Origin of the sequence: Nocardia fusca NBRC 14340, from assembly GCF_001618425.1 — a bacterium.
Classification (GTDB): domain Bacteria; phylum Actinomycetota; class Actinomycetes; order Mycobacteriales; family Mycobacteriaceae; genus Nocardia; species Nocardia fusca.
The window spans coordinates 1-25,347 of sequence record NZ_BDCU01000009.1; the positions used below are offsets into that span (position 1 = coordinate 1).

The 25,347-nt window shown below is 67.0% G+C and carries 22 protein-coding genes; 14 read left to right on the forward strand and 8 right to left on the reverse strand.

Going from position 1 to position 25,347, the window contains the following annotated elements; translation table 11 throughout:
• Positions 1–275: 275 nt before the first annotated feature.
• A complete protein-coding gene (locus NF4_RS02985; protein WP_063125765.1) occupies positions 276–1,736 on the forward strand; it encodes a CCA tRNA nucleotidyltransferase in 1,461 nt (486 codons plus the stop codon).
• 9 nt (positions 1,737–1,745) lie between these two features.
• Here NF4_RS02985 and NF4_RS02990 read toward each other — a convergent pair whose 3' ends face one another.
• Positions 1,746–2,570, reverse strand: coding sequence for a hypothetical protein (locus NF4_RS02990; RefSeq protein ID WP_063125766.1), 825 nt, complete (start codon positions 2,568–2,570; stop codon positions 1,746–1,748).
• 206 nt (positions 2,571–2,776) lie between these two features.
• Between NF4_RS02990 and NF4_RS02995 the strand changes: the two genes are divergently transcribed.
• Positions 2,777–4,387, forward strand: a complete 1,611-nt coding sequence (locus NF4_RS02995; protein WP_063125825.1) for a glycoside hydrolase family 183 protein — start codon at positions 2,777–2,779, stop codon at positions 4,385–4,387.
• A 19-nt stretch (positions 4,388–4,406) separates the two neighbouring features.
• Here the strand turns inward: NF4_RS02995 and NF4_RS03000 are convergent, their stop codons facing one another.
• Genes NF4_RS03000 through NF4_RS03020 form a run of 5 tightly spaced genes read right to left on the reverse strand, consistent with a single transcriptional unit; the run spans position 4,407 to position 8,663 of the window.
• Entirely contained in the window at positions 4,407–5,267 is an 861-nt protein-coding gene (locus tag NF4_RS03000) for a 5-oxoprolinase subunit C family protein (RefSeq protein ID WP_063125767.1), read from the reverse strand.
• The gene (locus NF4_RS03005) at positions 5,264–5,941 is read right to left on the reverse strand and encodes a 5-oxoprolinase subunit B family protein (protein WP_084532816.1); all 678 of its coding nucleotides are present in this window, start codon (positions 5,939–5,941) and stop codon (positions 5,264–5,266) included. The genes NF4_RS03000 and NF4_RS03005 overlap by 4 nt, the downstream gene beginning before the upstream one ends.
• Before the next feature lie 23 nt (positions 5,942–5,964).
• Positions 5,965–6,720, reverse strand: coding sequence for a LamB/YcsF family protein (locus NF4_RS03010; protein WP_157119922.1), 756 nt, complete (start codon positions 6,718–6,720; stop codon positions 5,965–5,967).
• A gap of 40 nt (positions 6,721–6,760) precedes the next feature.
• Entirely contained in the window at positions 6,761–8,149 is a 1,389-nt protein-coding gene (locus NF4_RS03015; protein ID WP_439956725.1) for an MFS transporter, read from the reverse strand.
• Positions 8,150–8,159: 10 nt separating this feature from the next.
• Positions 8,160–8,663 (reverse strand): NUDIX hydrolase, encoded by a 504-nt coding sequence (locus tag NF4_RS03020; protein ID WP_063125768.1) that lies wholly within the window; start codon positions 8,661–8,663, stop codon positions 8,160–8,162.
• A 201-nt stretch (positions 8,664–8,864) separates the two neighbouring features.
• On the opposite strand from NF4_RS03020, the gene NF4_RS03025 reads away from it, so the two are divergent.
• The 3 genes from NF4_RS03025 to NF4_RS03035 all read left to right on the forward strand — a co-directional run bounded on the left by NF4_RS03025 (position 8,865) and on the right by NF4_RS03035 (position 12,301).
• The gene (locus NF4_RS03025) at positions 8,865–9,644 is read left to right on the forward strand and encodes a pirin family protein (protein ID WP_063125769.1); all 780 of its coding nucleotides are present in this window, start codon (positions 8,865–8,867) and stop codon (positions 9,642–9,644) included.
• A gap of 120 nt (positions 9,645–9,764) precedes the next feature.
• Complete coding sequence (locus tag NF4_RS03030; RefSeq protein WP_063125770.1) at positions 9,765–10,238, forward strand: DUF4190 domain-containing protein; 474 nt, start codon at positions 9,765–9,767, stop codon at positions 10,236–10,238.
• Positions 10,239–10,297: 59 nt separating this feature from the next.
• Positions 10,298–12,301 carry a M13 family metallopeptidase gene (locus tag NF4_RS03035; protein ID WP_063125771.1) on the forward strand — a complete coding sequence of 668 codons (2,004 nt, stop codon included), beginning with the start codon at positions 10,298–10,300 and terminating at the stop codon, positions 12,299–12,301.
• A gap of 733 nt (positions 12,302–13,034) precedes the next feature.
• On the opposite strand, the gene NF4_RS03040 is transcribed toward NF4_RS03035, so the two are convergent.
• Positions 13,035–13,922, reverse strand: coding sequence for a L,D-transpeptidase (locus tag NF4_RS03040; protein ID WP_063125772.1), 888 nt, complete (start codon positions 13,920–13,922; stop codon positions 13,035–13,037).
• Positions 13,923–14,556: 634 nt separating this feature from the next.
• Between NF4_RS03040 and lppU the strand changes: the two genes are divergently transcribed.
• Positions 14,557–15,198 (forward strand): LppU family putative lipoprotein, encoded by a 642-nt coding sequence (gene lppU, locus NF4_RS03045; protein ID WP_232330289.1) that lies wholly within the window; start codon positions 14,557–14,559, stop codon positions 15,196–15,198.
• A gap of 104 nt (positions 15,199–15,302) precedes the next feature.
• Here the strand turns inward: lppU and NF4_RS03050 are convergent, their stop codons facing one another.
• Positions 15,303–15,995 (reverse strand): chymotrypsin family serine protease, encoded by a 693-nt coding sequence (locus NF4_RS03050; protein WP_063125774.1) that lies wholly within the window; start codon positions 15,993–15,995, stop codon positions 15,303–15,305.
• Between the two features lie 610 nt (positions 15,996–16,605).
• Between NF4_RS03050 and NF4_RS03055 the strand changes: the two genes are divergently transcribed.
• Genes NF4_RS03055 through NF4_RS03090 form a run of 8 tightly spaced genes read left to right on the forward strand, consistent with a single transcriptional unit; the run spans position 16,606 to position 25,226 of the window.
• Positions 16,606–17,424: an MlaE family ABC transporter permease gene (locus tag NF4_RS03055; RefSeq protein WP_030524481.1), complete on the forward strand. Its 819-nt coding sequence runs from the start codon at positions 16,606–16,608 to the stop codon at positions 17,422–17,424.
• 4 nt (positions 17,425–17,428) lie between these two features.
• Complete coding sequence (locus NF4_RS03060) at positions 17,429–18,292, forward strand: ABC transporter permease (protein ID WP_063125775.1); 864 nt, start codon at positions 17,429–17,431, stop codon at positions 18,290–18,292.
• A 3-nt stretch (positions 18,293–18,295) separates the two neighbouring features.
• Positions 18,296–19,852 (forward strand): MlaD family protein, encoded by a 1,557-nt coding sequence (locus tag NF4_RS03065; protein WP_063125776.1) that lies wholly within the window; start codon positions 18,296–18,298, stop codon positions 19,850–19,852.
• Entirely contained in the window at positions 19,849–20,880 is a 1,032-nt protein-coding gene (locus NF4_RS03070) for an MCE family protein (RefSeq protein ID WP_063125777.1), read from the forward strand. The genes NF4_RS03065 and NF4_RS03070 overlap by 4 nt, the downstream gene beginning before the upstream one ends.
• On the forward strand, positions 20,880–21,875 hold the full coding sequence (locus tag NF4_RS03075; RefSeq protein WP_063125829.1) for an MCE family protein: 996 nt from the start codon (positions 20,880–20,882) through the stop codon (positions 21,873–21,875). Before NF4_RS03070 ends, NF4_RS03075 begins: the two co-directional genes overlap by 1 nt.
• Complete coding sequence (locus tag NF4_RS03080; protein WP_063125778.1) at positions 21,872–22,972, forward strand: MCE family protein; 1,101 nt, start codon at positions 21,872–21,874, stop codon at positions 22,970–22,972. Before NF4_RS03075 ends, NF4_RS03080 begins: the two co-directional genes overlap by 4 nt.
• Positions 22,969–24,063, forward strand: coding sequence for an MCE family protein (locus NF4_RS03085; protein ID WP_232330290.1), 1,095 nt, complete (start codon positions 22,969–22,971; stop codon positions 24,061–24,063). Before NF4_RS03080 ends, NF4_RS03085 begins: the two co-directional genes overlap by 4 nt.
• On the forward strand, positions 24,063–25,226 hold the full coding sequence (locus NF4_RS03090) for an MlaD family protein (protein WP_063125780.1): 1,164 nt from the start codon (positions 24,063–24,065) through the stop codon (positions 25,224–25,226). Before NF4_RS03085 ends, NF4_RS03090 begins: the two co-directional genes overlap by 1 nt.
• Positions 25,227–25,347 lie beyond the last annotated feature (121 nt).

Consider the following 25,347-nt stretch of genomic DNA (forward strand, 5'->3'; position numbering starts at 1 on the left):
CACAGCACCTTCGCGAGCAGGTCCACGCCTCGGCTTTCGCGAGCAGGTCCACCCCGCCTACCCGAGCGCACCGGCTTCTCACCTTTGCGAGCATGCCTCTCCGATTCGTAAGCTCGCATCTCGTCTTCGCCGGCCGGCCCGCCCTCGGCGCCTTTTCCTTCGGTAGCGGCGTCACAGATCCCCGCCGTCCGATGGCAATTCTCCGGACCCATTAGTGTCCGACCATACGGTCCGGCCGGAGAATCACATTTGTTCCTACTCGGTATGGTTCTGCTGTGGTTTCGACCGAGTCCGACGACGTTGTGCAGGATCGCCGTACCCGTTTGCTCGCGGCGGCCGCGATCACGCTGGGCCGGCACACCGATGTGCTGACGCCGCTCGGCGAGATGTTCTCCGCGCGCGGTTTCCAGCTGTACCTGGTCGGGGGCAGTGTGCGCGACGCGGTGCTCGGGCGGCTCGGGACGGATCTGGATTTCACCACCGACGCGCGGCCGGAGCAGGTGCAGGAGTTGCTGCGCGGATGGGCCGATCAGCTGTGGGACACCGGGGGGCTGGCGTTCGGGACGGTGAGTGCCGCCAAGAACGGGCAGCAATTGGAGATCACCACGTTCCGTAGCGACGTCTATGACCGGGTTTCGCGGAATCCGCAGGTCAGCTTTGGTGACACGCTGGAGGACGACCTCGTCCGGCGGGATTTCACGGTCAATGCCATGGCGGTCCGGATCGCGGCCGACGGGGCGCTGGAATTCGTGGATCCGCTGGACGGGATGGCGGCACTGCTGGCCGGTGTGCTGGATACTCCCGCGGCCCCGGAGGACTCGTTCGGTGACGACCCGTTGCGCATGCTGCGGGCGGCGCGTTTCGTCTCGCAGCTCGGCTTCGACGTCCATCCGCGGGTGCGGGCGGCAATCACGGGGATGGCCGCGGAGATCGACCGGATCACCCCGGAGCGGGTGCGGACCGAACTGGACAAACTGATCGGTGGCGCCCACCCGATCGACGGTATCGACATGATGTGCGAGACGGGTCTGGCCCAGCGGGTGCTGCCCGAGGTCCCGGCGATGAAGCTGGAGATCGACGAGCATCATCAGCACAAGGACGTCTACTGGCATTCGCTGACCGTGCTGGAACAGGCCATCGACCAGGAGGAGGGTGATCCCGATCTGGTGCTGCGCTGGGCGGCGCTGTTGCACGATATCGGGAAACCGGACACCAAACGCAACGAACCCGGTGGCGGGGTGAGCTTCCACCATCACGAGGTGGTGGGCGCGAAGATGGTGCGCAAGCGGATGCGCGCGCTGAAGTATCCGAAGCAGTTCACCGAGGATGTGGCGCGGCTGGTGTTCCTGCATCTGCGGTTCCACGGTTACGGCAAGGGGCAGTGGACCGATTCCGCGGTCCGCCGCTACGTCACCGACGGCGGCGAGTTGCTGCCCCGCCTGCACAAACTGGTGCGCGCCGACTGCACCACCCGGAACAAGCGCCGGGCGGCGGCGTTGCGGTCCACCTACGACGATCTGGAGGCGCGGATCGCGCGGCTGCAGGAGCAGGAGGATCTGGCCAGGGTCCGGCCGGATCTGGACGGTAACGCGATCATGGAATTGCTGGGGCTGCCGCCGGGGCCCGAGGTCGGGCGGGCCTGGCGTTTTCTCAAGGAGCTGCGTCTCGATCGCGGACCGCTGACCCGGGACGAGGCCGAGGCGGCGCTCGAACAGTGGTGGCAGACCCAGAAATGAGCCGGCCGGTCAGAAAACGATCAGGGTGGTACCCGCCACGATCGCGGAACGGATCTGGGCCAGGTCGAACGAGCCGCTGACCGGCGCGAGTTCTATCCGGAAGCGCACCACCACGCCGTCGCGGACGGCCCACCGCACCCGCGCGCCGCGCGGCAGCTCCCCCATCGGGATGGGGTTCATCGTGCGCCAGCGCCGGGGAACGGGCAGCCCGGCCCAGGTGGCGCGCCGTACGACCAGGTGCAGCACATCCTCGGTGACCGAGGCGTCCAGGTCGGCGGTGATCCTCTTGCGGCGATGCACCGCGTGGATGAGCCCCTGCTCGGTCACCGAGAGTTCCCATTCCCGCTGCCGGCTCGCGAGCCAATCCACCACGGTGTCCAGGCCGACCGTGCCCTCGATATCCACCCGGTTGGCGCGGACGCGGGTCGGCACCCCCGGGACCAGCCGGACCTCATGCGAGACAACGGTGACCTCGTCGATGGGCCGTTCATCCCAGCGCAGCTCCCGGAGTACGGCTTTGGTCTGGAAATGCGCGCCGCGCCGGCGCACCTTCAGCAGATCCAGGGTGCCGGTCAGCCGATGACCCAGCAGCGTCGCGCTGATCTCCTGTCCGCCGAACCGGCTCAGTATGCCTTCACTGAGCACGGTGAGCAGCGTGTCCGGTAGCAGCGCGGTGACGGTCCCGGCGCCGAGGTCGGCCATCGGTTCCATCCAGGCGGTGGTCAGGCTGATCCACTGTTCCAGCCGGGTCTGCTCGAACAGTCGTTTACCCAGGTCGACGGCCCACAGTGCGTTGAACAGAGAGGCCGAGCGGGGATCGGAGTAGGCGGCCATGATCACCTTCGAGGGTACTGGGTCGGCCGGGCCCGGACCACGCGGTGTCGTCGAGGTCACCTGCCGTGTCGGGGCCGAGGCGTAACCCCCGTGCGACGCGGCCCACGACCCGCGTCGATCAATCGGCGCGGAGGCTGTCCGTTTCCGGTAGGTTCGGTCCGGCAATGGGACTCGACCAGAGACTGCGAGAAGTTTTGATCGAGGTGATGCCGGACCCGCGGCCCGGCCGTGTCGGGCTCGCGTTCCTGGGATTGGTGCTCGCGGGGTATGTCGCTGTGCCGGTTCCCGCTCATGCCGCGCCGTTTCCGTGGGCACCGCCGCCGGTGAACCAGTGTGGCGAAACCGGTTTCGACCCGCTGGCCCGGGAGCCGGATCCGTCGGCCCCGCCCCCGCCGCCGGTGCAGGTGCCGCCCCAGATCGATATCCCGGTTCCGGTACCGCAGCTGCAACCGGTGCCCGTACCCGATCCGCCGCCGGACAACACCCGGATCACCCCGGATCCGTTGCCCGCCGACCCCTGCCACAACCCCTGCCCCGATATTCGCGACACACCGAAACCGGTGAAGCCCGCGCCCGGTGAGCCGGCTCCTCCCCCGGCCGCGCCGGGTGGCGGTTCGGCGAACGGCAGCAGTTCGGGTTCGTCCGGTTCCGGAATGCCGTGGCGGCTACCCGAGATCCGGGTGATGCCCGAGATCGAACCGATCCCGTACCCGGTGCCCGGCGGCCCGGGCGTGCCGCCGCAACCGGCGCCGCCACCGGTCGTACATCCGGCCGAACCGGGTCCGGTCGCGGCGCCGGTGGCGCTACCGCGGGTCGAGACGGTGCGGCTGGTCGAACAGGTCACCGGGCCCGGGTCGGCGAACCGCACCGATATGCGCTGGCAGGTCGACGGCACCGACCTCGGGCTGATGTGGGAGACCGAACCGGGCCGGATCGCCATGGTGTTCGGCGATACGTTCGGAAAGGGCTGGTCGGCCGGTGGTGTGGGCGGTCCGGACGACGACTGGCGCAGTAATGTGCTGGCCTACAGCACCGACCGAGATCTCTCCGACGGCCTGTCGCTGGAAACGATGGTGCAGGACAGCCGTTGCCACGCGGCCGAACTGCTGGGCAGTCGCAAGATCAAGAACTGGGAGACCACCACCATCCCGACCTCCGGGTTCGCGCTCGGCCGGCGGCAGTACCTCAGCTTCATGTCGGTGAACCGCTGGAGCCGTATTCCGGGGATGTGGTGGACGAACTACGGTGGTATCGCCTATTCCGACGACGGCGGCAGCACCTGGGTCAAGGACCAGCATGCCCGCTGGGACAACCTTTTCGGGCTCGGCCGGTTCCAGGTGACGGCCATGGTGCCGCACGGCGACCACGTCTACATGTTCGGTACGCCCAACGGCCGGGTCGGGGTGATCGGGCTGGCCCGGGTCCCGAAGGACGAGGTGCTGAACAAGACGGCGTACCAGTACTGGGTGAACGGCACCTGGGCCCCGGCGGTGGAGAACCTGGCGACACCGCTGGTGGCCGGTATCGCCAGTGAGCTGTCGGTGCGGGTCGACCCGGAGACCGGGCGCTGGCAGATGAGTTATCTGGATTCCGCGCGCGGCGCGATCGTGCTGCGGACCGCCGCCGACCCACAGGGCAGCTGGACCGAACCGGTGCAGCTGGTATCGACCGCCGACTACCCGAAGGCCTACGGCGGTTTCCTCCATCCGTGGTCCACTTCGCGGGATCTGTATTTCGCGCTGTCGGCGTGGGATTCGTACAACGTGTATCTCCTGCACGCCCGGCTGGCACCGCCGGACGAGCCGCCCGTGTCGTGAGGTCCGTGGATGCCGCGGGTCAGCCGGTGCCCGCCGCGCGGAACCGGATCCGCTGACCGGGCCGGGCCTGCGCTACCCGGTCGATATCGGCATCGGTGACCACCGCGATCACCGGATAACCGCCGGTGATCGGGTGGTCGGCGAGGAAGATCACCGGTTGACCGCTGGGCGGAACCTGCACCGATCCGAGCGCCATACCCTCGGTGGCGAGTTCGCCGGACGATTTCCGCCGCAGCGCCGGCCCGTCCGCCCGGTCCAGGCGCGCCCCGACCCGGTCGGTGTCGGCGCTCACCGACCAGTGTCCCGTGAACAGGGCGGCCGGGTCGGTGAACCAGTCGTCCCGGGGGCCGGGCAGGGCGTGTATCTCCAGTGTTCCGTCCGGTCCGGGTAGTGGCGCCTGCTCGATGATCGGCCACTCACGGGGTGGTGGACCGATGGGGAGAGTTCCGCCGTCGCGCAACGGGGGCGGGCCGATACCCGAGAGAGTGTCGTAACTGCGGGAGCCCAGGACCGGGGGAACATCGATTCCTCCGCGTACCCCGATATAGCTGCGCAGACCGGTGCGCGTCGTGGCCAGCCGCAGGCGTCGTCCCGGCGAGAGATGCAGCACGCTCGCGTGACCCACCGGGGTCCCGTCCAGGGTCGCGGGGGCGGGCGCCCCGGTGACCGCCAGCAGCAGTGAGGTTTCGGCGCGCAGGGTCAGGCCGCCGAGCAGTACTTCGATCCCGGCGTAGCCCTCCGGGTTCCCCACCAGGCGGTTCGCCAGCCGTAGTGCCCCGCGGTCGGCCGCGCCGGAGGGTCCGACGCCGGAATGGAACCAGCCGGGGCGACCCAGATCCTGGACGGTGGCCGCCGGGCCGACCTGCTCGACCACGATCACGAGGCAGCGTCCACATCGACGAATCGCACCCGCGCGCCGGCGCGGACGAGGGCGGGCGGGTCCCGATCGGAATCCCACATGGTCAGTGCGGTGGTGCCGATGAGTTGCCAGCCACCCGGCGTCTCCCGCGGATAGACCGCCGACCAGCCTCCGGCCAGGCCGACCGACCCCGCCGGTATGCGGGTGCGCGCCGTATCGCGGCGCGCGACGCTGTACCGCCAGTCGGCGGCGGTGAGATAGCCGAAGCCGGGCGCGAAGCCGACGAAGGCGCACTGCCAGGTCGCGGCGGTGTGCGCGGCGATCACCTGGTCCGGTCGCAGGTCCAGCATCGCGGCCACGGTATCGAGATCGGGACCGTCGTACCGCACGGGAATCCGCACAGGTTCGGTTACGGGCGTGAATGTTCCACGGGAAACATCGGCCTGCGTCGCGCTCACCGCGGCGACGACGCGTTCCAGCTCATGCCGCACCCGGGGTGCGGAGCGCACCGAATCCAGGGTCACCAGCACGGTTTCCGCGGCAGGCAGGACGTCTACCACCCCGGCGACCGGACGCCCGGCCAATTCCGCGACCAGCCGGCCGACCCGCTCCGGATCGTCCGGGGTGAGCAGGAAGGCCCGGTCGCCGGCACACCGTACCGCCGTCTCCTCCCGGATTCGTGGAGCTCGCGACACGTCACCTCACCCCGTTCCGTCGTTCAGGTGAACGACGCTACCGCTATCCCGGCGTCCTCGAGCGCGGCACGGATCCGCCGGGCCATCCGGACCGCGGCCGGAGTGTCGCCGTGGACGCAGATACTTTCGGGCGAGACCGCCACGGAGCCACCACCGCCCAGCACCCGGGCGGTACCGTTCTCCGCCAGCGAGACCGCCTGGGCGACTGCCGGGTCGGTACCGAGTACGGCGCCCGGGGTACCGCGCGGTGCGAGACCGCCCGCGGCGGTGTAGGCCCGGTCGGCGAAACCTTCGCTCACGAACCGGGTCCCGGCGGCCAGCGCGGATTTCTCGAGCTGGGTACCGGCGGGTCCGAGCAGGACGAGGGCGGGATCGTAGTCCCGCAGGCCCGCGAGCACGGCGTCGGCCAGCGCCGCGTCGGCCGCGGCGGCGTGGTACAGCGCGCCGTGGGGTTTCACATACCGCACCCGGTCGCCCGCCGCCCGGGCGAAGCCGTCCAGCGCGCCGATCTGGTAGAGCGTCTCGTCCCGGAGGTCCGCGGGCGCTACCGCCATCGCCCGCCGCCCGAACCCCGCCAGGTCCCGGTATCCGATATGCGCCCCGATCCGCACCCTCTTCTCCACCGCCGTCGCGCACGTGCGCCGCATGATGGACGGATCGCCGGCATGGAAACCGCAGGCGATATTGGCGCTGGTCACGATGTCGAGCATGGCGGCGTCCTCCCCCATGCTCCATGCCCCGAACCCCTCACCGAGGTCGCTGTTGAGGTCCAGACCCATGGCACACCCTCCTTCCGGCTGTGTCTCCATTGTCCTCCGCTCATCCGGCCTTGCCGGATTGCCGAATCCTCCTGCGGTTGTTGAGCAGCAGTGCGACGATGCCGAGCCCGTAGCAGCCCGCCCCCGCCAGCACCACCCCCGGTGATCGGCCGTCGGCCGGGACGACCAGTGCCGTCACCGCGACCGCCAGGACGAACGCGATATTGAACACCGTGTCCTGGAGGGCGAAGACCTGGCCGCGGCGGTCGTCGGGGATGTCTATCTGCATGGCGGCGTCGCCGGTGAGTTTGATGGTCTGCCCGGCCAGCCCGAGCAGGAACGCCCCGGCCAGCAGGAGCTGGTGGGCGCGGTGCACGCCGTCGGATGAGTGGGTGAGGGCGGTGGGCAGAACCAGCGCCAGCTGTACCGCGATCGCACCGGACAGCGCCAGCAGGACGGTCCGGGGCCGGCCCAGGCGGGGAATGAGCAGCGGGGTGAGCAGCGCCGCCAGCAGCATTCCGGCGGCCGTCGCGGTGATCGCGACACCGAAGCCGATCAATCCACTGTCCACCGCCGCGCCCTGGGACGGTGATTCCCGCAGCACCAGCACCATGACGAGGGTGTTGGTGCCGAATACGATCCGATGGGTTCCGATACCGATCATCGCGGTGGACACATCGACCGAACGCCGGACCGCGCGTGCGCCGACCAGCAGTCCGGCGAGCACCGCCCGTACCGCGCCCGCGGTGTCGCCGGATTCCGCTTCCGGGCCGAGGGTGCGGGGGCGGAACCCGGCCGTGAGCACCACTCCGGCCACCGAACCGGTCACACTCAGCGCCACGGCGACGGCCGAACCGCTATCGCCGGCGCCGATCGCGCCGATCACCGCCACCGCGGCCGCCGCGCCGCCCGCCGCGCACACCGAGCCCACTGTCGCGAGCACGGAGTTGGCGGGCACCAGCCGGTGCTGCGCCAGCACCCGCGGCAGCGCCGCCGACACACCGGCCGCGGTGAACCGGCTGATCCCGACCACCGCCAGCGCGAGCAGCAGGAGGAAACTCGCCCCGGCCCCGGTCAGCAGGCCCAGCGCCACCACGGCGATCAGCAGGCCGCGCATCAGGTTGGCGATGAGCAGGACCAGTCGCCGATCCCAGCGGTCCAGCAGTGCCCCCGCGTATGGTCCGATCAGCGAATAGGGCAGCAGCAGTACCGCGAAACCGGCCGCCACGGCGAGCGGGTCGGTTTCCCGTTCGGGATTGAACAGGATCGCCCCGGACAGCGCGGCCTGGAACATGCCGTCACCGAACTGGCTCGTGAAGCGCACGAGGGTCAGCCGGACCGCGCCGGGGCTCTCGCTGATCGCGGCGCGTAAGGCCGATAGATCGTGCCGCCGCCCGCCGCCTTCCGGTGTCCGGTCCGTGGTGGTGGGTTCGGGCGCAGAGCTGGACACCGCCGCGACGCTACCTGCCCCGCAGGCCGGGGGGTATTCCGGCCGGTCCGGGCACGCGTTCGGCGATGAGCAGATCGACGGCCTCGCGCATATCGGGCGCCATCGGCAGGGTGCCCAGCGCGCCGGCGTCTATCCAGGCGTAATCATCGTGCTCGTCCGGGTCCAGCGTTATCTCACCGGCTTCGGCTTCGGCCAGAAAACTGAATTTCCGCACCTTGGCCTTGGTGCGGGTGGCGTAGTCGAACCAGCCGAGGAAATCGGTGATCCGGCGGGCCACCAGGCCGGTTTCCTCGAGCAGTTCCCGCGCCGCGCCCTCGGTGAGCGATTCGCCGGATTCGACCCCGCCACCGGGCAGCTCGTACATCCCGCCGAGATAGTCACCCGGTACCCGGCGCACCACCAGCAGTTTCCCGTCCCGGAACACCGCGACGCCGACTACCAGGTCGGTGACACCGTCGCGCCGCGCGGCGGCACGCAGCCGCTGCTCGGTTCGCGCGAGTGCTTCGGGCCGCATCCTCCACCTCCCGGTTTCGTATAGATCCATTCTCGTGAAACGTGTGCCACACCGCTATTACCGCCCCGGTTGCTCACCAGCCGTTCACCCCGAGGTCGCTCGCGTAAAATGCCCAGAGCGGACAATCGACGAGGTCGTGGTATCGCCGAGGTACTACATGCGGGAAAGGTAATTGTGCCCGAGCCGGAAAGGAGTCGTGCGATGTCCACGCTGCCGACGCCGCATATCGATGTACATCGTGCGGGTGATCGTCTGAAGACCCGGATATCCTGGCTCGATTCCAAGCATTCGTTCTCCTTCGGCGCACACTACGATCCCGAGAACACCCATCACGGTCTGCTGCTGGTGAACAATGACGATATCGTTCTGCCGGGCCAGGGGTTCGATACCCATCCGCACCGCGATATGGAGATCGTGACGTGGGTGCTCGAGGGGTCCCTGGTTCATCAGGATTCGCTCGGCCACAGTGGCGTCATATACCCGGGGCTCGCGCAGCGGATGAGTGCCGGTACCGGCATCCGGCATTCGGAGAAGAACGATTCGTGGCGGATCGACGGCAACCGGCCCGAACACGACGAACCGGTGCATTTCGTGCAGATGTGGGTGCTGCCCGACGAACCCGGGATCGAGCCGGGGTACCAGCAACTCGAAATCGACGACCAACTGGCCGCGGGTGGTCTGGTGACCGTCGCGTCCGGGCTGCCGCGGTACCGTGACCGCACCGCCATCGCCATCAACAGCTCGCATTCGGCACTGCACGTGGCGAAGCTGGCGCCGGACGCGCAGGCGTCGGTGGAACTGCCCGAGGCGCCCTACGTCCACGTGTTCGTCGCCCGTGGGTCGGTCGAGATGGAAGGCGTGGGCCTGCTGGACGCGGGTGACGCGGTGCGCCTGACCTTTTCCGGCGGCCAGCGGCTGACCGCGCGGGAGCCGGCGGAAGTGTTGATCTGGGAGATGCATGCCCGGCTCGGCGCCGGGTAACGTCCGAAAAGTCCGGATAAGGGTCGGTCCGTGCGTGATCGACCTCGACAATGATATGCGGACCGAGATCGCTCGAGCGTTACCGGCAGGGTCTCGACCAGCTCAGCTGAGGAGGAACGTATGTCCTATCCACCGCCCCCGGGCCATCCCGCGCCGGGGCCCTACCCCGGCACCGGGGCGCAACCCGAGTACTGGCAGGAATCGCCGAAACGCAAGGGGATGGCGATCGCCGCGCTGGTCCTCGGCATCCTCGGCGTACTGAGCTTCTGGACGATCGTCGGCGGCATCCTCTTCGGGATCATCGCGGTGATCCTCGGTGTGATCGCCCTGGTGAAGGCGAATCGCGGAACCGGCGGCGGCGGGGTCATGGCGGTGATCGGCCTGATCCTGGGCGTGCTCGCCCTCGCCGGAGTGATCGTCGTCGGCATCGTCGGCTGGGGCATCTGGTCGGATTCGGGCGGCCGCGATTTCGTCGACTGCGTCAGCAACGCGGGCGGTGACCAGAGCGCGGTGTCGCGGTGCGAAGACGAGTTCAACCAGCGTATCGAGGACCAGTACGGGGTGACGATCGCTCCGCCGGAGCCCACCAACTGAACAGTCGGGCCGGGCCGGTATCCCATCAGGCCCGGCCCGGCACCGGCATACTGGATTCTGTGACCTCCGACGTGACCAGCCCCTCCGGTATCGATCTGACCCATCTCGACCCGGCCGTCCGGGTACAGGACGACCTGTTCACGCATGTCAACGGCGCGTGGCTGGCCGGGTACGAGATCCCGGCCGACCGCGCGGTCGACGGCGCGTTCCGCACTCTGTTCGACCGGGCGGAGCTGGATGTCCAGGAGATCATCCGCAACGCCACGGGCGAGCCCGGCAGCGACGCCCGCAAGATCGCCGACCTCTACGCCTCCTTCATGGACACCGACGCGGTCGAGTCCGTGGGCCTGACCCCCGTCGTCGAAGAACTGGCCGTGCTGGCGCGGACCACCGACCGGGGTGAGTTCGCCGGGCTGCTGGGCCGGCTGCAGCGGGTCGGCGTATCCGGTGCGGTCGCCGTCTACGTCGATACCGACGACAAGAACTCCCAGCGTTACCTGGTCTACGCGACGCAGTCCGGGATCGGGCTGCCCGACGAGTCCTACTACCGCTCCGACGAGTACGCCGAGGTGCGGGAGCGCTATATCGCCCATATCGACCGGATGTTCGCACTGGTGGCGGCGGATCCGCGGATTGCGGAGCTGCTGCCCGCGGGCCCGGTGGGCAGCCGCGTCTTCGAACTCGAACGCAAACTCGCGGCCGGCCACTGGGATGTGGTGCGCCGCCGCGACGCCGAATTGAGCTACAACCTCACCACTTTCACCGATCTGGCGGCCGCGCATCCGGAATTCGACTGGACCGCCTGGGCCGACGGTCTCGCCGAAGGCGTCACGGGCGGCGGACCGGACCTGCTGGCCGAGCTGGTGGTCCGGCAACCCGACTTCCTACAGACCTTCGCGCGGCTGTGGGCATCGGAATCGCTCGAGGAGTGGCGGCTGTGGGCGCAGTGGCGGGTGCTGCGGTCCCGCGCGCCCTATCTCACCGAGGCGGTGGTGGAGGAGAGTTTCGATTTCTACGGCCGCACGCTGACCGGCGCCCAGGAGAACCGCGAGCGCTGGAAGCGTGGCGTGTCGCTGGTGCAGGACCTGCTCGGCGAAGCCGTGGGCAAACTGTATGTGGCCGAGCACTTCCCGCCCGAGGCCAAGGCGGCGATGGTGCGGCTGGTGGAGAACCTGCGCGAGGCCTATCGCCGCAATATCGCCGAGCTGGAGTGGATGAGCCCGGCGACGCGGCAGGCGGCGCTGGCGAAACTGGACAAGTTCACGCCCAAGATCGGCTACCCCGAGCGCTGGCGCGACTATTCCGCGTTCACCGTGGCACCGGCCGACCTGGTCGGGAACTACCGCCGCGGCTACGCCGTCGACCACGACCGGGACCTGAACAAGCTCGGCGGTCCGGTGGACCGGGACGAATGGTTCATGACCCCGCAGACCGTGAACGCCTACTACAACCCGGGAATGAACGAGATCGTCTTCCCGGCCGCCATCCTGCAGCCGCCGTTCTTCGATATGAACGCCGACGACGCCGCCAACTACGGCGGGATCGGGGCGGTGATCGGGCACGAGATCGGGCACGGTTTCGATGATCAGGGCGCCAAGTACGACGGCGACGGCAATATGGTCGACTGGTGGACCGATACCGATCGCGCCGAGTTCGGTAAGCGCACGCGGGCGCTGATCGACCAGTACGACGTGCTCTCCCCCGCCGATCTGTCCGACGAGCACACCGTGAACGGCGAGTTCACGATCGGTGAGAACATCGGCGACCTGGGCGGACTCTCGATCGCGCTGGAGGCGTACCGGATATCGCTGAACGGTCAGGAAGCGCCGGTGATCGACGGTCTGACCGGACTGCAGCGAGTGTTCTTCGGCTGGGCGCAGGTCTGGCGGACCAAAGCGCGGCCCGAGGAAGCGATTCGCCGGCTCGCGGTGGATCCGCATTCGCCCGCGGAGTTCCGCTGCAACGCGGTGGTCCGCAATATCGACGCCTTCCACGAGGCCTTCGACCTGACCCCCGACGACGCCCTCTACCTGGCGCCCGAGGAGCGGGTCAAGATCTGGTGAGCGTCACTCGGTGACGACGACGTGGCCCGCCCGGAGGGTCTGGCGGGCCAACTCGTGTCCTGCTCTAACCGATGGTCGGTACTCGAGGCCGTGCGCCGTGTGCCCCTGGGTTCGGAGAGGTGAGCTTGCTCGCGAAAATGAGGGGCGAGCTCACTCGCTAAGGTGCTGTGTTTATTGGCGCCGCCTTCGGCGTCGCGGGGTCGAGGCCCCCGAAGGTCCCGCCGTTCAGGCCTCGAGACTCGCGCTTCGCGCATGCGATGTGCGGTGGGCCGTCCATAGAGTGCGACCATTGAGCACCTCCGGCCAAGGGCGGGACGGGCCTCGACCCTCTCAGGGCCTCGTAAGACTCGGCGCCGAAGTTGCGGGCCCGTTCGGGAAGGCGGGCGGATGAGAGGTTCTGCTCGGGGTACGAGAGATGATCAACCCGGCGAAGGGCGGTGATGCCATCGGCGAAGATGCAGACGGCACGCTGCAAGGTCGATATTGTGCGGCCGCCGGGGGACGGAAGCCTGCAGTGATCCTTATGGTGCGTACGGATTCAGAAGCCGGCCCGGCCGTCAATGCTGACGTAACCGCATGCGTCGAGTTTTACGAGACACCTCCAAGGGTTGAGGCCCGTCTCGCCGTTTCGGCCTCGAAAGCGCATGAGCGAAGCTCGAGTCTCGAGGCCGAAACGGCGAGACCAAGGGGGCCTCAACCCCGCGGCGCCGAAGGCGCCGCAAATAAGCACAGCTCAGTTCCAGTCGCCCAGGCCGTCGCCGGCGTTGAGGGTGCCGCCCTGGGTGTTCTGCACGATCACCGCGTCACCCTTCTTGACGTTTTCGTAGAACCATTTGGCGTCCTCGGTGCTCACGTTGAGGCAGCCGTGGCTGGTGTTCGCGTAGCCCTGTGAGCCGACCGACCACGGTGCGGCGTGTACGAAGATCCCGCTGTTGGAGATGCGGGTCGCGTATTCGACATCGAGCTTGTAGCCCTCGGGGGCGTCGATCGGGACCCCGTAGGTGGAGGAGTCCATGACCATTTCACGCTTCTGCTCGCCGACGATATAGGTGCCGTTGGGCGTTTCGTGGTCGACCTTGCCCATCGAGGTCGGCATGGTGCGTACGACCTCGCCGTTACGGGTCACGGTGATCATCTTGGTGTTGTCGTCGGCGGTGGCGATCACCGCGTCACCGACGTGGAAGGCGCTGCGGCTGCCGCCGGCCTCGACCACGACATCGCTCTGCGCGGGCCAGAACTCGTTCGGCCGCCAGCGCACCTGCTTATCGCTCCACCAGTAGAAATGGCCGGGTACCTCGGTGGAAGAGGTGATCTTGATGGCGCGCTCGGCGGCGGCGCGATCGTCGACCGGATCCTTGAAGTTGATGATGATCGGCTGCGCGATGCCGACCTCTTCGCCTTCGGAGGGGTTGATCGCCGGCGGCGCGAAGTTGGCCGCGGGCGGTGCGGGTTCGACGGCGCCTGCCGCCGACCCGGAGGGCAGGCTCGGCAGCGCGTAGACCGGCGCCGTGGCCACCGTGGTGGCGGCGGCGACCGCGGCCGTCAACAGGACACCCTGCCGAAGTCGCCGCTGGGCACGGCGGCCGGTCGGCAGCGACCCGGTGTTGTCGAAGACATGCATAAGAGTGTTCGTCCGTCCATTCGACTCTGGAGCGCACGGGGCCGGTGGGCCGCCGATACCTCCTTCGGAGCACCCCGGCGAGTGTTCGCGGAGTTCTGTGGAGCCCCTCCACGGCCGTCCGGCCCGTGGGCGTCTGGATCGCCCGCGCGCCACCGGTCGTAGAGTTGTGGAGCGGTCCCGACGGGCTGGTGCGCATTGCGGAAGCTCGCTGGATCCAGCCGATGCGCCTCCGCTCCGACTTCCTTCGTACTGCCTTTACGAAGTCGTGACCAGTCCTGTTTTCCGTTATATAGCCGTTATGCATTGCCGGTGTGTCGTAGCACGCTCCCCCGGTGTGACACCTCGGGGCCCGCTGTACACCCGGTGGGCCGGGGATTCCTGTTCGGACGGTGTGTCCGGGCGCGGTGATGGTGATCTGCGTTACCAAACCTGTCGATGAGATATGTCACGTCACCCCGCTGTCTCCGCGGCGCGGCCGTTGCCGGTGCGGCCGCGGCTCCCCGTGGGCGGCGCCATCGGAGTCGACGCTCGGGCCGCCATGGTGTATTCATGGCGTGATATTGCTGGCGGAGCTGTAGTGAGGCGCGGATTCGATGCGGAGGCAGAGTTCGGCATCACAGCGGGAGGACTGTGCGTGTCTGGTTGGGCATCATCTCGATTGTCGGTAGCGATCGCCGGGGCCGCGGTCGCGGTCGGCCTGGCGGTCGCGGGCTGTAGTTCCACCATCGAGGGCCGGGCGCAGCCGGTGCTGGAGACCGGCACGGTGGACGCGGTGGACGTGACCGGTACCCCCGGCTCCGGCGAGGCCTCGCGGACCACCACCTCCAGCGCGCCGACCACCACCACCCCGGAGGCCGGCGATGTCAGTTTCGACGCCGAGATCGGTGACTGCGTGACCCTCGGCGGAACCACCACCGACGCCAGTATCGAAGCGGCGTCCTGTGGTAGCAACGAGTCGAACTACAAGGTGATCGGCAAGGCCGAGCAGAGCAGCCAGTGTGTCGGCGATGCCGACAACTACTACGCCGAGAGCCGAAACGGTATCGAGATGGGGGCGTTGTGCCTCGATATCGACTGGGTGGTCGGCGGCTGTATGGATGTGGGCGGCGGGACCACCGGCCCGGAGCGTATCGATTGCACCGAGACCTCGGCCGCGGACGGGGTGAAGGTCGTCGCGATCGAGCAGGGCGCCACCGAGGTCGACGCGTGCGGCGCGGGCAGCTCCGGATACGTATACCCGGAGCGTCGCTTCGTGGTGTGCGTCGACGAACTCTGAGTTTCCGGCCCGCGCGGATGGCGCGGGGGGCGATGCGCCCGAGGGCGGAAAAGCACGAGGCGGGCACCATCGGTGCCCGCCTCGTGCTTTCGTTCCGGTAGCCGCTAGATGGGCCGGTACCCGGCTCCGATGCCGTGGCGACTGTCGATATCACCCATGATGGTCGTCATATTGGTGCCGACCTCGGGGCCGAAGCAGGCGATCGCCAGGTAGGCGTTCACCATGCCGACCAGCGTGGAACCGACGACCACCGGGGCACCGGAGTCGCCTTCCATCACACACATCTGCGACCAGGTCTCCATACTGCTGGCGAAGATGTCTCCGTAGGCGAGACCGCAGGTGTTGCCGGTGGTGCGGCCTTCCTTGCAGACGATATTGGGGAACTGGGCCGGTGCGCCGACCCCGGTGATGCTCAGGTTGCCGATCCGGTTGACCGGGGTCACCCGGCCCGGATCGAACTCGAGTACCGCGTAGTCCAGGTCCTGGTTGGAGTGGACGAACCGGCCGAGCACGCCGGCGCCCGGGTCCTGTTCCGCATACACCTCGTGCCCAGGCGTTCCGCAGTGACCCGCGGTGAGGCCGACGAGTCTGCCGGCTCCGTCGTGACCGATCGTGGTGAGCGTGCACTGGATCGCATACTCGGACATCTGGCCGGACTCAGAGGAGATGATGAGCCCTGAGCCGCCACCGAGTACGGGCCGGGCGGGATCGGCGGCTGCCGTCCCGGTGCCGAGTAGCGCCGTACTCAGCGCGACGGCGAAGACGGCACTGGCCGCCTGGGCGAGTTTCCTGAACATATCCCTCCAGACCTTGAAGCCGCACGATATCAATGTGTGGCACCTCATCGTGGCAGCAAAGGCCCCGACGCGCGCCCCGAGTAACCTTTACCCGCGAGTTCCGTTGTGTAACAGAGGGGTTCGGCAATTCGGTCGTGCATTCGACCGGGGTGCTCCGTGTGCGGCGCACACCGCACGAACTCCGGCCACGATAACCCTCGGAAGAATAGCCGAACGCTATTAATTGTCCCGGATTTGGGCGCGCGGGTCGAGTAACGGTCGAATCTCCACGACGCCGCGAAAGGGTTAATTTCCCGGAATACTCTCCGTTATTTAAGTGAACCATGATTCGCGTCAGTTCTCGCGGTCTTCGTTACATTCGGGGCCGGTCAGCGGTATGTTCTACCGGTGCCGCGGAACTCTCGTTGGGATACACACCAATGAACGTGTGATAACTCAGTGGTCACGCCACAAAGTGATGAACATCTGTGACCGCGGTCTCGCGCCTATGGTGTGTTCCGCACTACTACGTAGTAAGGTGCCTCAAGCAAACCAGCCGTCGGGGTAGGTAACCGACGTCGAGAGGGGTTAGTCAGTGCAGTCGACCAAGAGTCCACCAACAGGTTCGCGGTTGAGCGGAGCGGTCGAGTGGACGCGGGACTACTGGCGCGACCACCCTCGACGTTCATTGGAGACGCTCGGCCGGCAGATGACCATGGGTGTCGAAGCGGTTTCCGAACTCGTGGTCAGTATCTTTCGCGGCCGGTTCCCCCTCGACGAATTCATCCGGCAGTGCGCCTTCATGGCGAGCGTCGCCGCGGCGCCCACGCTGCTCGTCGCGATTCCGATCGGTGTCATCGTATCCATCCAGGTCGGCGCGGTCGCACAGCAGGTCGGCGCCACCTCGTTCATCGGCGCGGCCAACGGCCTGGGCATCATCCAGCAGGGCGCGCCACTGGTCACCGTGCTGATGATCGCGGGCGCAGTCGGTTCCGCGATCTGTGCCGATCTCGGCTCCCGAACCATTCGGGAGGAAATCGACGCCATGAAAGTCATGGGCGTCGACCCACTGCGCCGGCTCGTAGCGCCCCGGCTCGGCGCCGCAATGCTGGTCAGCGTGCTGCTCTGCGGTTTCGTGGTCTTCGTCGGATTTCTGACCGGATACATTTTCAATATTTTCGCCCAGGGGGGCACCCCGGGTTCCTATATCGCGACCTTCGCCTCGTTTGCGATAACGCTCGACCTGCTTGTCGCGCTGGTGAAATCGCTGTTGTTCGGTCTGCTCGCGGCAATCATCGCCTGTGATACCGGGTTGAACACCCGCGGTGGTCCGGGCGGTGTCGCCAACTCGGTGAATACCGCCGTTGTCATGTCCGCGGTGATGTTGTTCGGAGTGAATGTGATCTTCACCCAGGTGTACAACACTTTGTTCCCCCCGCAGGTGGTGTGAGCCGGTGTCCGCAACCTATGTGCCCCCGCTGCTCAAACCACTGCAGCAACTACGAAATGCGGCCGGCGCGCCGGTCGATCTACTGGCCCGGCTCGGGCACCAAGTGTTCTTCTTCCTGCGTTCGGTCGGCTCGATGCCGCTGGCGTTCAAGCAGTACCCCAAAGAAGTCTGGCGCCTGCTCTCGGATGTCACCTGGGGCAACGGCAATCTCATCGTCGGTGGCGGGACCATCGGTGTCGTGCTCATCCTGAGCGCGTTCGGCGGAATGACCGTGGCCATCCAGGGCCACACCTCGCTCGATCTGCTCGGACTCAGTCCGATCACCGGTGCCATCTCGGCCTTCGCCACCACCCGTGAGCTCGGTCCGCTGCTCGCCGCACTGGCCTTCGCGGCCCAGGCGGGCTGCCGGTTCACCGCTCAGCTCGGCGCCATGCGTATCTCCGAGGAGATCGACGCGCTGGAGTCGGTGGCCATCCGTCCGCTGCCCTACCTGGTGAGCACCCGGATGATCGCCGCGATGATCACCATCCTGCCGCTGTACTGCCTCGGCCTGGCGATGGCCTACATCTCCTGCGCGCTGACCGTGCAGCTCATCGGCGGTACCGCCAGCGGCACCTACCAGCACTACTTCTACCAGTTCCTGATTCCGACGGACGTGCTGTACTCGCTGCTCAAAGCGATCGTCTTCGTCGCCATCACCACGTTCATCCAGTGCTACTACGGCTTCTTCGCCTCCGGTGGCCCCGAGGGCGTCGGTGTCGCGGCCGGTCGTGCGATCAAGATGTGCATCATCGCCACCGTTTTCGTGGACCTCTTCATGACCTTGGCCATCTGGGGCGTCAACCCCGGCATCCGGATCTCGGGGTAGGCAATGATCATCGATCCGAGTGGGCGCGGGCCCACGATGAAGCAGTTGCTGATCGCGGGCACCTGCGGTCTGATCGTCTTCGCGGTCGTGCTCGGCTTCCTGATGGCCCGGTATCAGGGCTATTTCGTGGAGAAAGTCAAGGTGACGGCCAATCTCACCACGACCGGTGACGGGCTGCCCGAACAAGCCGACGTCAAGTTCCGCGGTGTGCTGGTCGGCGCGGTGAAGAACGTGTCGGTCGCCGCCCAGGGCGAACTGCAGCAGGTCAACATCGAACTGAAGCCCGAATTCGCCGACGGTATCCCGGCCACCGTCACTGCCCGCGTGGTGCCCAGCAACCTGTTCGCCGTCACCTCGGTGGAGCTGGTCTACAACGGGCCCAGCCAGGACCATCTCGACGAGGGCTCGATCATCGAGGAAGACCGCAGCCAGGGCACCATCGCGCTGCAGGACACCCTGACCACGGTGCAGAACATCCTCGACGCCATCGATCCGATGCAGTTCGGCCGGGTGCTGGGGACGCTGTCCTACGCGCTCGACGGCAGCGGCCGGATGCCCGGGTCGACCATCGAACGGATCGACCGCTGGGTGACCTCGGTGGACGAGTCGATTCCCGATCTCGGTGTCTTCCTCGGCGATCTCTCGGGTTCGGTGCACGCGCTCAACGAATCGGCGCCGGAACTCATGGACGTCCTGGCCTCGTCCGTCCAGACCGCGAGCACGATCGCCGACCGGCGCGAGGAACTGGTGAACGTGATCACCGGCGCCAGCAGTATGGCCGATCAGATCAACGATCTGTTCGCCCGGAACCCGAATGTCGGCAAAGAGCTCACTGTCGGGCTGAACCAGACCTTCGGTGCGCTGGCCGCGAACCCGTCGTCCATCACCAACGCCATCAGCAATCTGAACAACTCCTCGCGCAAGCTGAACACGGTGTTCACCTGGGGTCCGCAGCGGCAGATGGTCTGGAACGCGGGCGTCACCTTCACCCCGTTCAACCCCAACACCGTGGCGGACTGCCCGCGCTACGGCGATCTGGCCGGCCCGAGCTGCGCCACCGCCCCCGCGGTCGCGGATCCCGGCTACCTCCCCGAGCAGGTGAAACCGCGCCGGCTTCCCGCCGCCGACGGGCTGCCGGTGCTGCCGCCGCTGCCCGGCCTGCCGGAGATCCCGGGCGTCACCACCCAGGCCGGCGCGCCCGCACCGGCGGCGCAGGCGCCGGGCACCAACCCGTTCGCAGGTACGCCGCTGGAAGGGCTTTTCCCGCAGGGGTTGCCGCAGCTTCCGGGACTGCCCGGGGCACCGGCTCCGGCTCCCGCCGCGCAGCCCGGTGCGCAGCCGCAGAATCCGCCGGCCCAGCCGGGAGCGCCCGCACCGGCCGCGGGCAACGGCACCGCCCCGGGCACCGGCGTGGTGCCCGCGGCCGCACCGATCACCTACGAGGGCGACGCCGCGGTGGAGACGCTGCTGGGTCGCAAGCCGTCCTCGATGGAGTACTTGATGCTGAGTTCGATTCTGGAAGGCGGAACCCTGCGCGTGACCGAGGAGGCCGCCTCGTGAGGGGAGTTCGCAAACCGCTGATCGGGTTCAGCCTGTTCGCGGTGGTATCCGTGCTGGTCACGGTGCTGGTGTGGAATACGCTGGCCCGGACGGTCGACGGTGGTACGAAATCGTATTCCGCGGTTTTCACCGATGTACTGGGCTTGCGGGAGGGCGACGACGTCCGGATGGCGGGCGTGCGGGTCGGCAAGGTCCAGAAGATCGAGGTCACCGACGACCACAACGCCAAGGTCAGCTTTATCGTCCAGGACGATCAGACGCTCTTCGGCAACACCAAGGCGCTGGTGCGCTACCAGAACCTGATCGGCCAGCGCTACGTCGCGCTCGCGCCGGGGTCCGGTGGCGATGCGACCCAGTTGCCCGAGGACGGCACCATCCCGTTGGACCGCACCGAGCCGTCCTTCGATATCTCGGCGCTGCTCAACGGTTTCCAGCCGCTGTTCGAGGTGCTCGAGCCCGCGCAGGTGAACCGGCTCTCGGAAACCTTCATCCTCGCGTTGCAGGGCGATCGGGTGTCGTTGAGCTCGTTCATCACCCAGGCCGCCACCATGGCCACCGATTTCCAGCGGCGTGACGCCATCCTCAGTGATGTGATCACCAACCTCAGCGGTGTGATGGCCGGTCTGGCCAAACGAGGGGACGAATTGGAGACGCTGATAACCCAGACGCGGGCGCTGATCGGCGGCTTGTACGAGCAGGGACAGCAGTTGCTCGGCTCGACCGAGCAGATCGCTGGCGCGACCACGGCTCTCGTCGGCATGGTGGGCAATATCCAGCCGAAGCTGGAGGCCGTCCAGAATTCGACACGTGACGCTTTGACCCTGTTCCTGGCCAACGGCGCCAAGCTGGATCAGGCCGCAATCGACCTCCCGTCCATCCTCGCCGACGCCGGGCGCTTCACCTCCGAGGGCGCGTACGCCAACGCCTACATCTGCCGACTGGATGTATCGCTCTACGGTGTGCTGTTCCCGCGCGGGCTGTTCTCGCAGATCGGCGGCAATTCGCAATCGGCGGTGTGCCGGCCATGATGACGAAACTCAAAACCTGGTTCAACAACAATCGGTATTTCGGCCTCGGCATCATCGGCGTCATCGTCGTCGGTGTGCTGGTTCTGGCCTCGAGCGGGTTCCGCAATCTCGGGATCGGCGAACAGTCCATCGAAGCCGAGTTCGTACAGTCCGCCGGGATCACCGTCGGGGACAAGGTCGATGTCGCCGGGGTGCCGGTGGGACGGGTCGCGGCCGCCGAACTCGAGGGCGACCACGTACTGCTGACCCTGCAGGTCAGCAATGACGTGAAGCTCGGACCCGATGCCCGTGCCTCCATCAAGATGGCGACCCTGCTCGGCGCTCGCTATGTGGATCTGGATCCCGGTGACGGTTCCGGCCTGCCCGACGACCGGATCCCGAAGACCAATACCGCGGTCCCCTACGACCTCGCCGACGTGGTCTCCAAGGGAACCCCGGAGTTCCAGGAACTCGATCCCGGCAAACTGGCCGAATCGCTGAACCTGTTCAACGAGCAGTTGAAGGGGTCGCCGGAACTGGTGGTCCAGTCGCTGGACAGCATCGGTGCGCTGGCCAAGGTGATCGACCAACGCAAGGACGATGTCTCTCAGCTGCTCAAAGACCTCGACCGGGTGACCACCATCCTGGCCGACAACCGCAACAGCGCGCTGCTGATCATCACCCAGGGCGAGGCCATCGCCTCGCGGGTGGTGGAACGGCAGCAGTTGCTGCGCACCCTGCTCGACAATGTGGCCACGCTGACCGCGCAGTTGCAGGCGATCGGTGCCCAGAACAACAACCAGTTCAGCACCACGCTCGACCAGCTGAACACCATGGCAACGGGCCTGCAGAAGAACAAGGACAACCTGGATCGGCTGCTGTCGATCATGCCGCCGTCGGTGCGCTACCTGGCCAATGCGTGGGGTAACGGCAACTACGCCGAGGTCGGTATTCCGTGGCTGTTCCCGGACAACTGGTTGTGCTTCGCCGAAGTCGCCGAGGGGTGCCAGGGATGATCAAGAACAAGATCGGGATCGTGAAGCGGACCGCTCAGGCGCTGGTCATCGGGGTATCGGCGGTCGCGCTCGGCAGCTGCTCGGTGGTGAACAGCGTGACCGGCGGGGATATCAAGATCACCGCCGATTTCGAGAACATCGCCGGCATGTTCGAGGGCAACCCGATCACCGTGCTCGGGCTCGAGGTCGGCAAGGTCGACGAGATCGTGCCGCACGGCGATCTGGTCGAGGTCCATATGACCATCGACGGCGACGTGCAGATCCCGAAGGACGCCATGGCGGTGGTGGTCTCGCCCTCCATCGTCACCGACCGGCATATCGAGATGACCCCCCGCTACGTCGAGGGCGACACCCTCGAGAGCGGCGATCATCTGCCGCTGGAACGCACCGATGTCCCGGTGGAACTGGACACGATGCTCAAGACCATCGACAAGTTCGCCGATGCGCTCAAACCCCAGGAGGGTCAGGAAGGTGTCGGCCCGCTCTCGGGCCGGGTGCTGTACCCGATGCTCAACGGCCAGGGCGCGAAGATGCGTGACACTCTCAACGCGCTGTCGAGCGCGCTGAAGGTCGGTGTCGACAACAAGGACCACATCGCGAACATCATCATCAAGCTCAACGAGCTGACCACGATGCTGGCCGAGAACGACCAGGCGGTCCGCGATTTCAGCAACCAGGCCACCCAGATGACCACCATGCTTGCCGAACAGGCGCCGGGCCTGCAGGCCACCCTGCAGCAGCTCTACGACTTCCTGAACAACACCAGCTCGATCTTCGCGCAGCATCAGGATCAGCTGGTGGACACGCTGAATCGGATGAACACTGTGATCGAGCAGCTGCGGGCGAACGCGCACGGTGTCACCGAGGTGGTCGACGTCGCGCCGATGCTGCTGCAGAGCATCCACCGGTCGATGAACTACGAACAGGGCTACGTCCGGCTGCACGCGCTGATCGGCACGAACCTCGCGAACGGCGAGCTCATCAGCCTGTTCTGCGAACGGATACAGATGAAGTCCGACGGCTGCCGCACCGGCCGGCCCGAAGATTTCGGACCCGACTTCGGACTCACCGCCGCACTGCTGGGACTGACGAAATGATGCGAACGATCCGCCGGGCCCGCCGCGCCGTGGCCGCCCTCACCGCGGCCGGGACGGTGGTGCTGGCCTCCGGATGCGGTCTGACCGTGGAGGACATCCCGCTGCCGAAACCCGGTATCGGGGGTGACACCTTCACGCTGAAGGCGGTGTTCGAGAACGCGCTGAACCTGCCCGACCAGGCCAAGGTGAAGATCGGCGGTTCCGATGTCGGTGTGGTCACCAATATCGAGACCAAGAACTTCCAGGCCATCGTCGATATGGAGATCCGCAAGGATATCGACCTCCCCGAGGGCACCACCGCCGAACTGCGCCAGGCCACCCCGCTCGGCGACGTGTTCATCGCGGTCTCCAAACCGCCCACCGAACAGGACAGCCGGTTGCTCACCGACGGCGATACGCTGCCCATCGAGAAGACCTCGGCCGGTGCGACAGTGGAGGAACTGCTGCTGTCGGTATCGCTGATGTTCAACGGTGGCGGTATCGCCCATCTGACCCGGCTGGGCACCGAACTGGACTCGATCGTCGGCGGTCGCAGCGATCAGCTGGTGCATCTGGTCAACGAGATCACCGGCGTGGTCTCGAGTATCAACGCCAACTCCGCGCAGATCGACAGTGTGCTCGGCGAATTCAACGTCCTGGCCGATACTCTCGACGCCCGCCGTACCGAACTCGGCCAGGTGGCCGACACCCTGCCGGACATGATCGGGGCGATCGCGGAGAACAACCGAGCGCTCGGGGACCTGCTGGGCAAGATCGCGACCACCAGCGCGGCGCTCGGCGATTACGCGAACACCACCGGTGGCGATCTGGCCGGGACGCTGGACAACCTGAACAGCCTGATGGCGGCGCTCGCCGCCACCGGCGACAACTTCGGCGCGCTGATGGATGCCCTGCACGATCTGAAGGGCCCGGTGAACGCCACCTTCCGTGGTAGCAGCCTGGCCGCCCAGGTCAATGTCACCAATCTCGATATCGCCCTGCTGACCGCGCCCGGCACCAGCCACTTCCACGATGTGCGCGATCTGCAGGACTTCGCGGGCAGCCTGCTGCAGATCCTTCAGGTCGTGCAGTACCGCGTGGGAGGCCAGTGATGTTGTCCAAGAACAAGATCCTGCTGTCCAATATCGGACTGGTGCTGGCGCTGTTGATCGGCGGTACCTATCTGCTGGTCGACGTCATGCGGGTAAATCCGCTGCGCAGCACCTACACCGTCACCGTGAACCTCGACCGGTCCGGTGGGCTGCAGCCCGGCAACGATGTCACCCTGCGCGGTTACCGGATCGGTGAGGTGAGCGACCTCGAGCTCATCGACGACGGCGCCGGTATCCAGGCGAAGGCCGAGATCGATTCCCGCTACGGCATCCCGGTGGATACGAAGGTGGCCGTACAGGCGCTGTCGGGTGCCGGTGAGCAGTACATCGATTTCCGGCCGGCCGGCGACCAGGGCCCGTACCTGACCGACGGTTCGGAGGTCACCTTCGATCCCGAGCGCGTGAGCACCCCGGTCCCGATCTCGGCGGTGCTGGAGAATTCCAGCGATCTCATCGCCCAGGTGAACCCGGAACATTTCGCGGTGATCCTGAACGAACTCGATACCGCGCTCAGCGGCGGGCCCGATCAGCTGCGTTCGCTGATCGAAGGCGTAAGCCTGGTCACCGCGGGTATGGATTCGCTGCTGCCGCAGACCACGCATCTCATCACCAATCTGCGCACCATCGCGGGCACCACCTCCCAGGCCCAGCCCGATCTGGGGACGTTGACCGCGAATTCGCGGGTGCTGTTCGATCAGTTCAACAAGGCCAACGCCGAACTGATCAATGTGCTCGATCAGGCGCCGGGACAGTTCGCGAGCGTGACCGCCACCCTGGACAGCACCAGTGATCCGATCACCGCGCTGGCCAACAATTTCCTGGCGGTCACCCGCGCGGCGCAGCTGCGCACTCCCGCGCTGGCCGCGCTGTTCCCGGCACTCGAGATCGGTGGCGCCGCACTCGGCGTCCCCGCTCACGACAACGAGTTCCACACCATCCTCGATATCTGGTTCCGGCCGTACTGCCAGTACCAGTCCACCCCGATGAAGACCCAGGTGGTGCAGGACGGCACCCTGCCGAAGTGGAACTACTGCGACAGTCCCGGACCGGGTGAGCAGATCCGTGGCGCGGTGAACGCACCGCGACCGAACATCCCGAACAACGGCGCCACCATTCCGCCGGGGGTGGATCCGAACGAACGTACGCTGCCACCCGTGCGGTAGGAGGACCGGTCGCCGCGCGCCGGGTGCGACGGTGCATACTCTCGCAGAGATGCCCGCCACACCCGGCGGTCGTTTTCGACCGGTAGATTACGGCGCGTTTCCCTACAGCCGCGCCGGGAAG

Excerpts from the sequence above, each read along its gene's own strand:
- NF4_RS02995 (WP_063125825.1), top strand. The coding sequence starts at position 2,777 with ATGCCGGACCCGCGGCCCGGCCGTGTCGGGCTCGCGTTCCTGGGATTG.
- NF4_RS03085 (WP_232330290.1), top strand. The coding sequence starts at position 22,969 with ATGATGCGAACGATCCGCCGGGCCCGCCGCGCCGTGGCCGCCCTCACC.
- NF4_RS03090 (WP_063125780.1), top strand. The coding sequence starts at position 24,063 with ATGTTGTCCAAGAACAAGATCCTGCTGTCCAATATCGGACTGGTGCTG.
- NF4_RS03025 (WP_063125769.1), top strand. The coding sequence starts at position 8,865 with ATGTCCACGCTGCCGACGCCGCATATCGATGTACATCGTGCGGGTGAT.
- NF4_RS03020 (WP_063125768.1), bottom strand. The coding sequence starts at position 8,663 with ATGCGGCCCGAAGCACTCGCGCGAACCGAGCAGCGGCTGCGTGCCGCC.
- NF4_RS03010 (WP_157119922.1), bottom strand. The coding sequence starts at position 6,720 with ATGGGTCTGGACCTCAACAGCGACCTCGGTGAGGGGTTCGGGGCATGG.
- NF4_RS03075 (WP_063125829.1), top strand. The coding sequence starts at position 20,880 with ATGACGAAACTCAAAACCTGGTTCAACAACAATCGGTATTTCGGCCTC.
- NF4_RS03050 (WP_063125774.1), bottom strand. The coding sequence starts at position 15,995 with ATGTTCAGGAAACTCGCCCAGGCGGCCAGTGCCGTCTTCGCCGTCGCG.
- NF4_RS03040 (WP_063125772.1), bottom strand. The coding sequence starts at position 13,922 with ATGCATGTCTTCGACAACACCGGGTCGCTGCCGACCGGCCGCCGTGCC.
- NF4_RS03065 (WP_063125776.1), top strand. The coding sequence starts at position 18,296 with ATGATCATCGATCCGAGTGGGCGCGGGCCCACGATGAAGCAGTTGCTG.
- NF4_RS02990 (WP_063125766.1), bottom strand. The coding sequence starts at position 2,570 with ATGGCCGCCTACTCCGATCCCCGCTCGGCCTCTCTGTTCAACGCACTG.
- NF4_RS03080 (WP_063125778.1), top strand. The coding sequence starts at position 21,872 with ATGATCAAGAACAAGATCGGGATCGTGAAGCGGACCGCTCAGGCGCTG.
- NF4_RS03030 (WP_063125770.1), top strand. The coding sequence starts at position 9,765 with ATGTCCTATCCACCGCCCCCGGGCCATCCCGCGCCGGGGCCCTACCCC.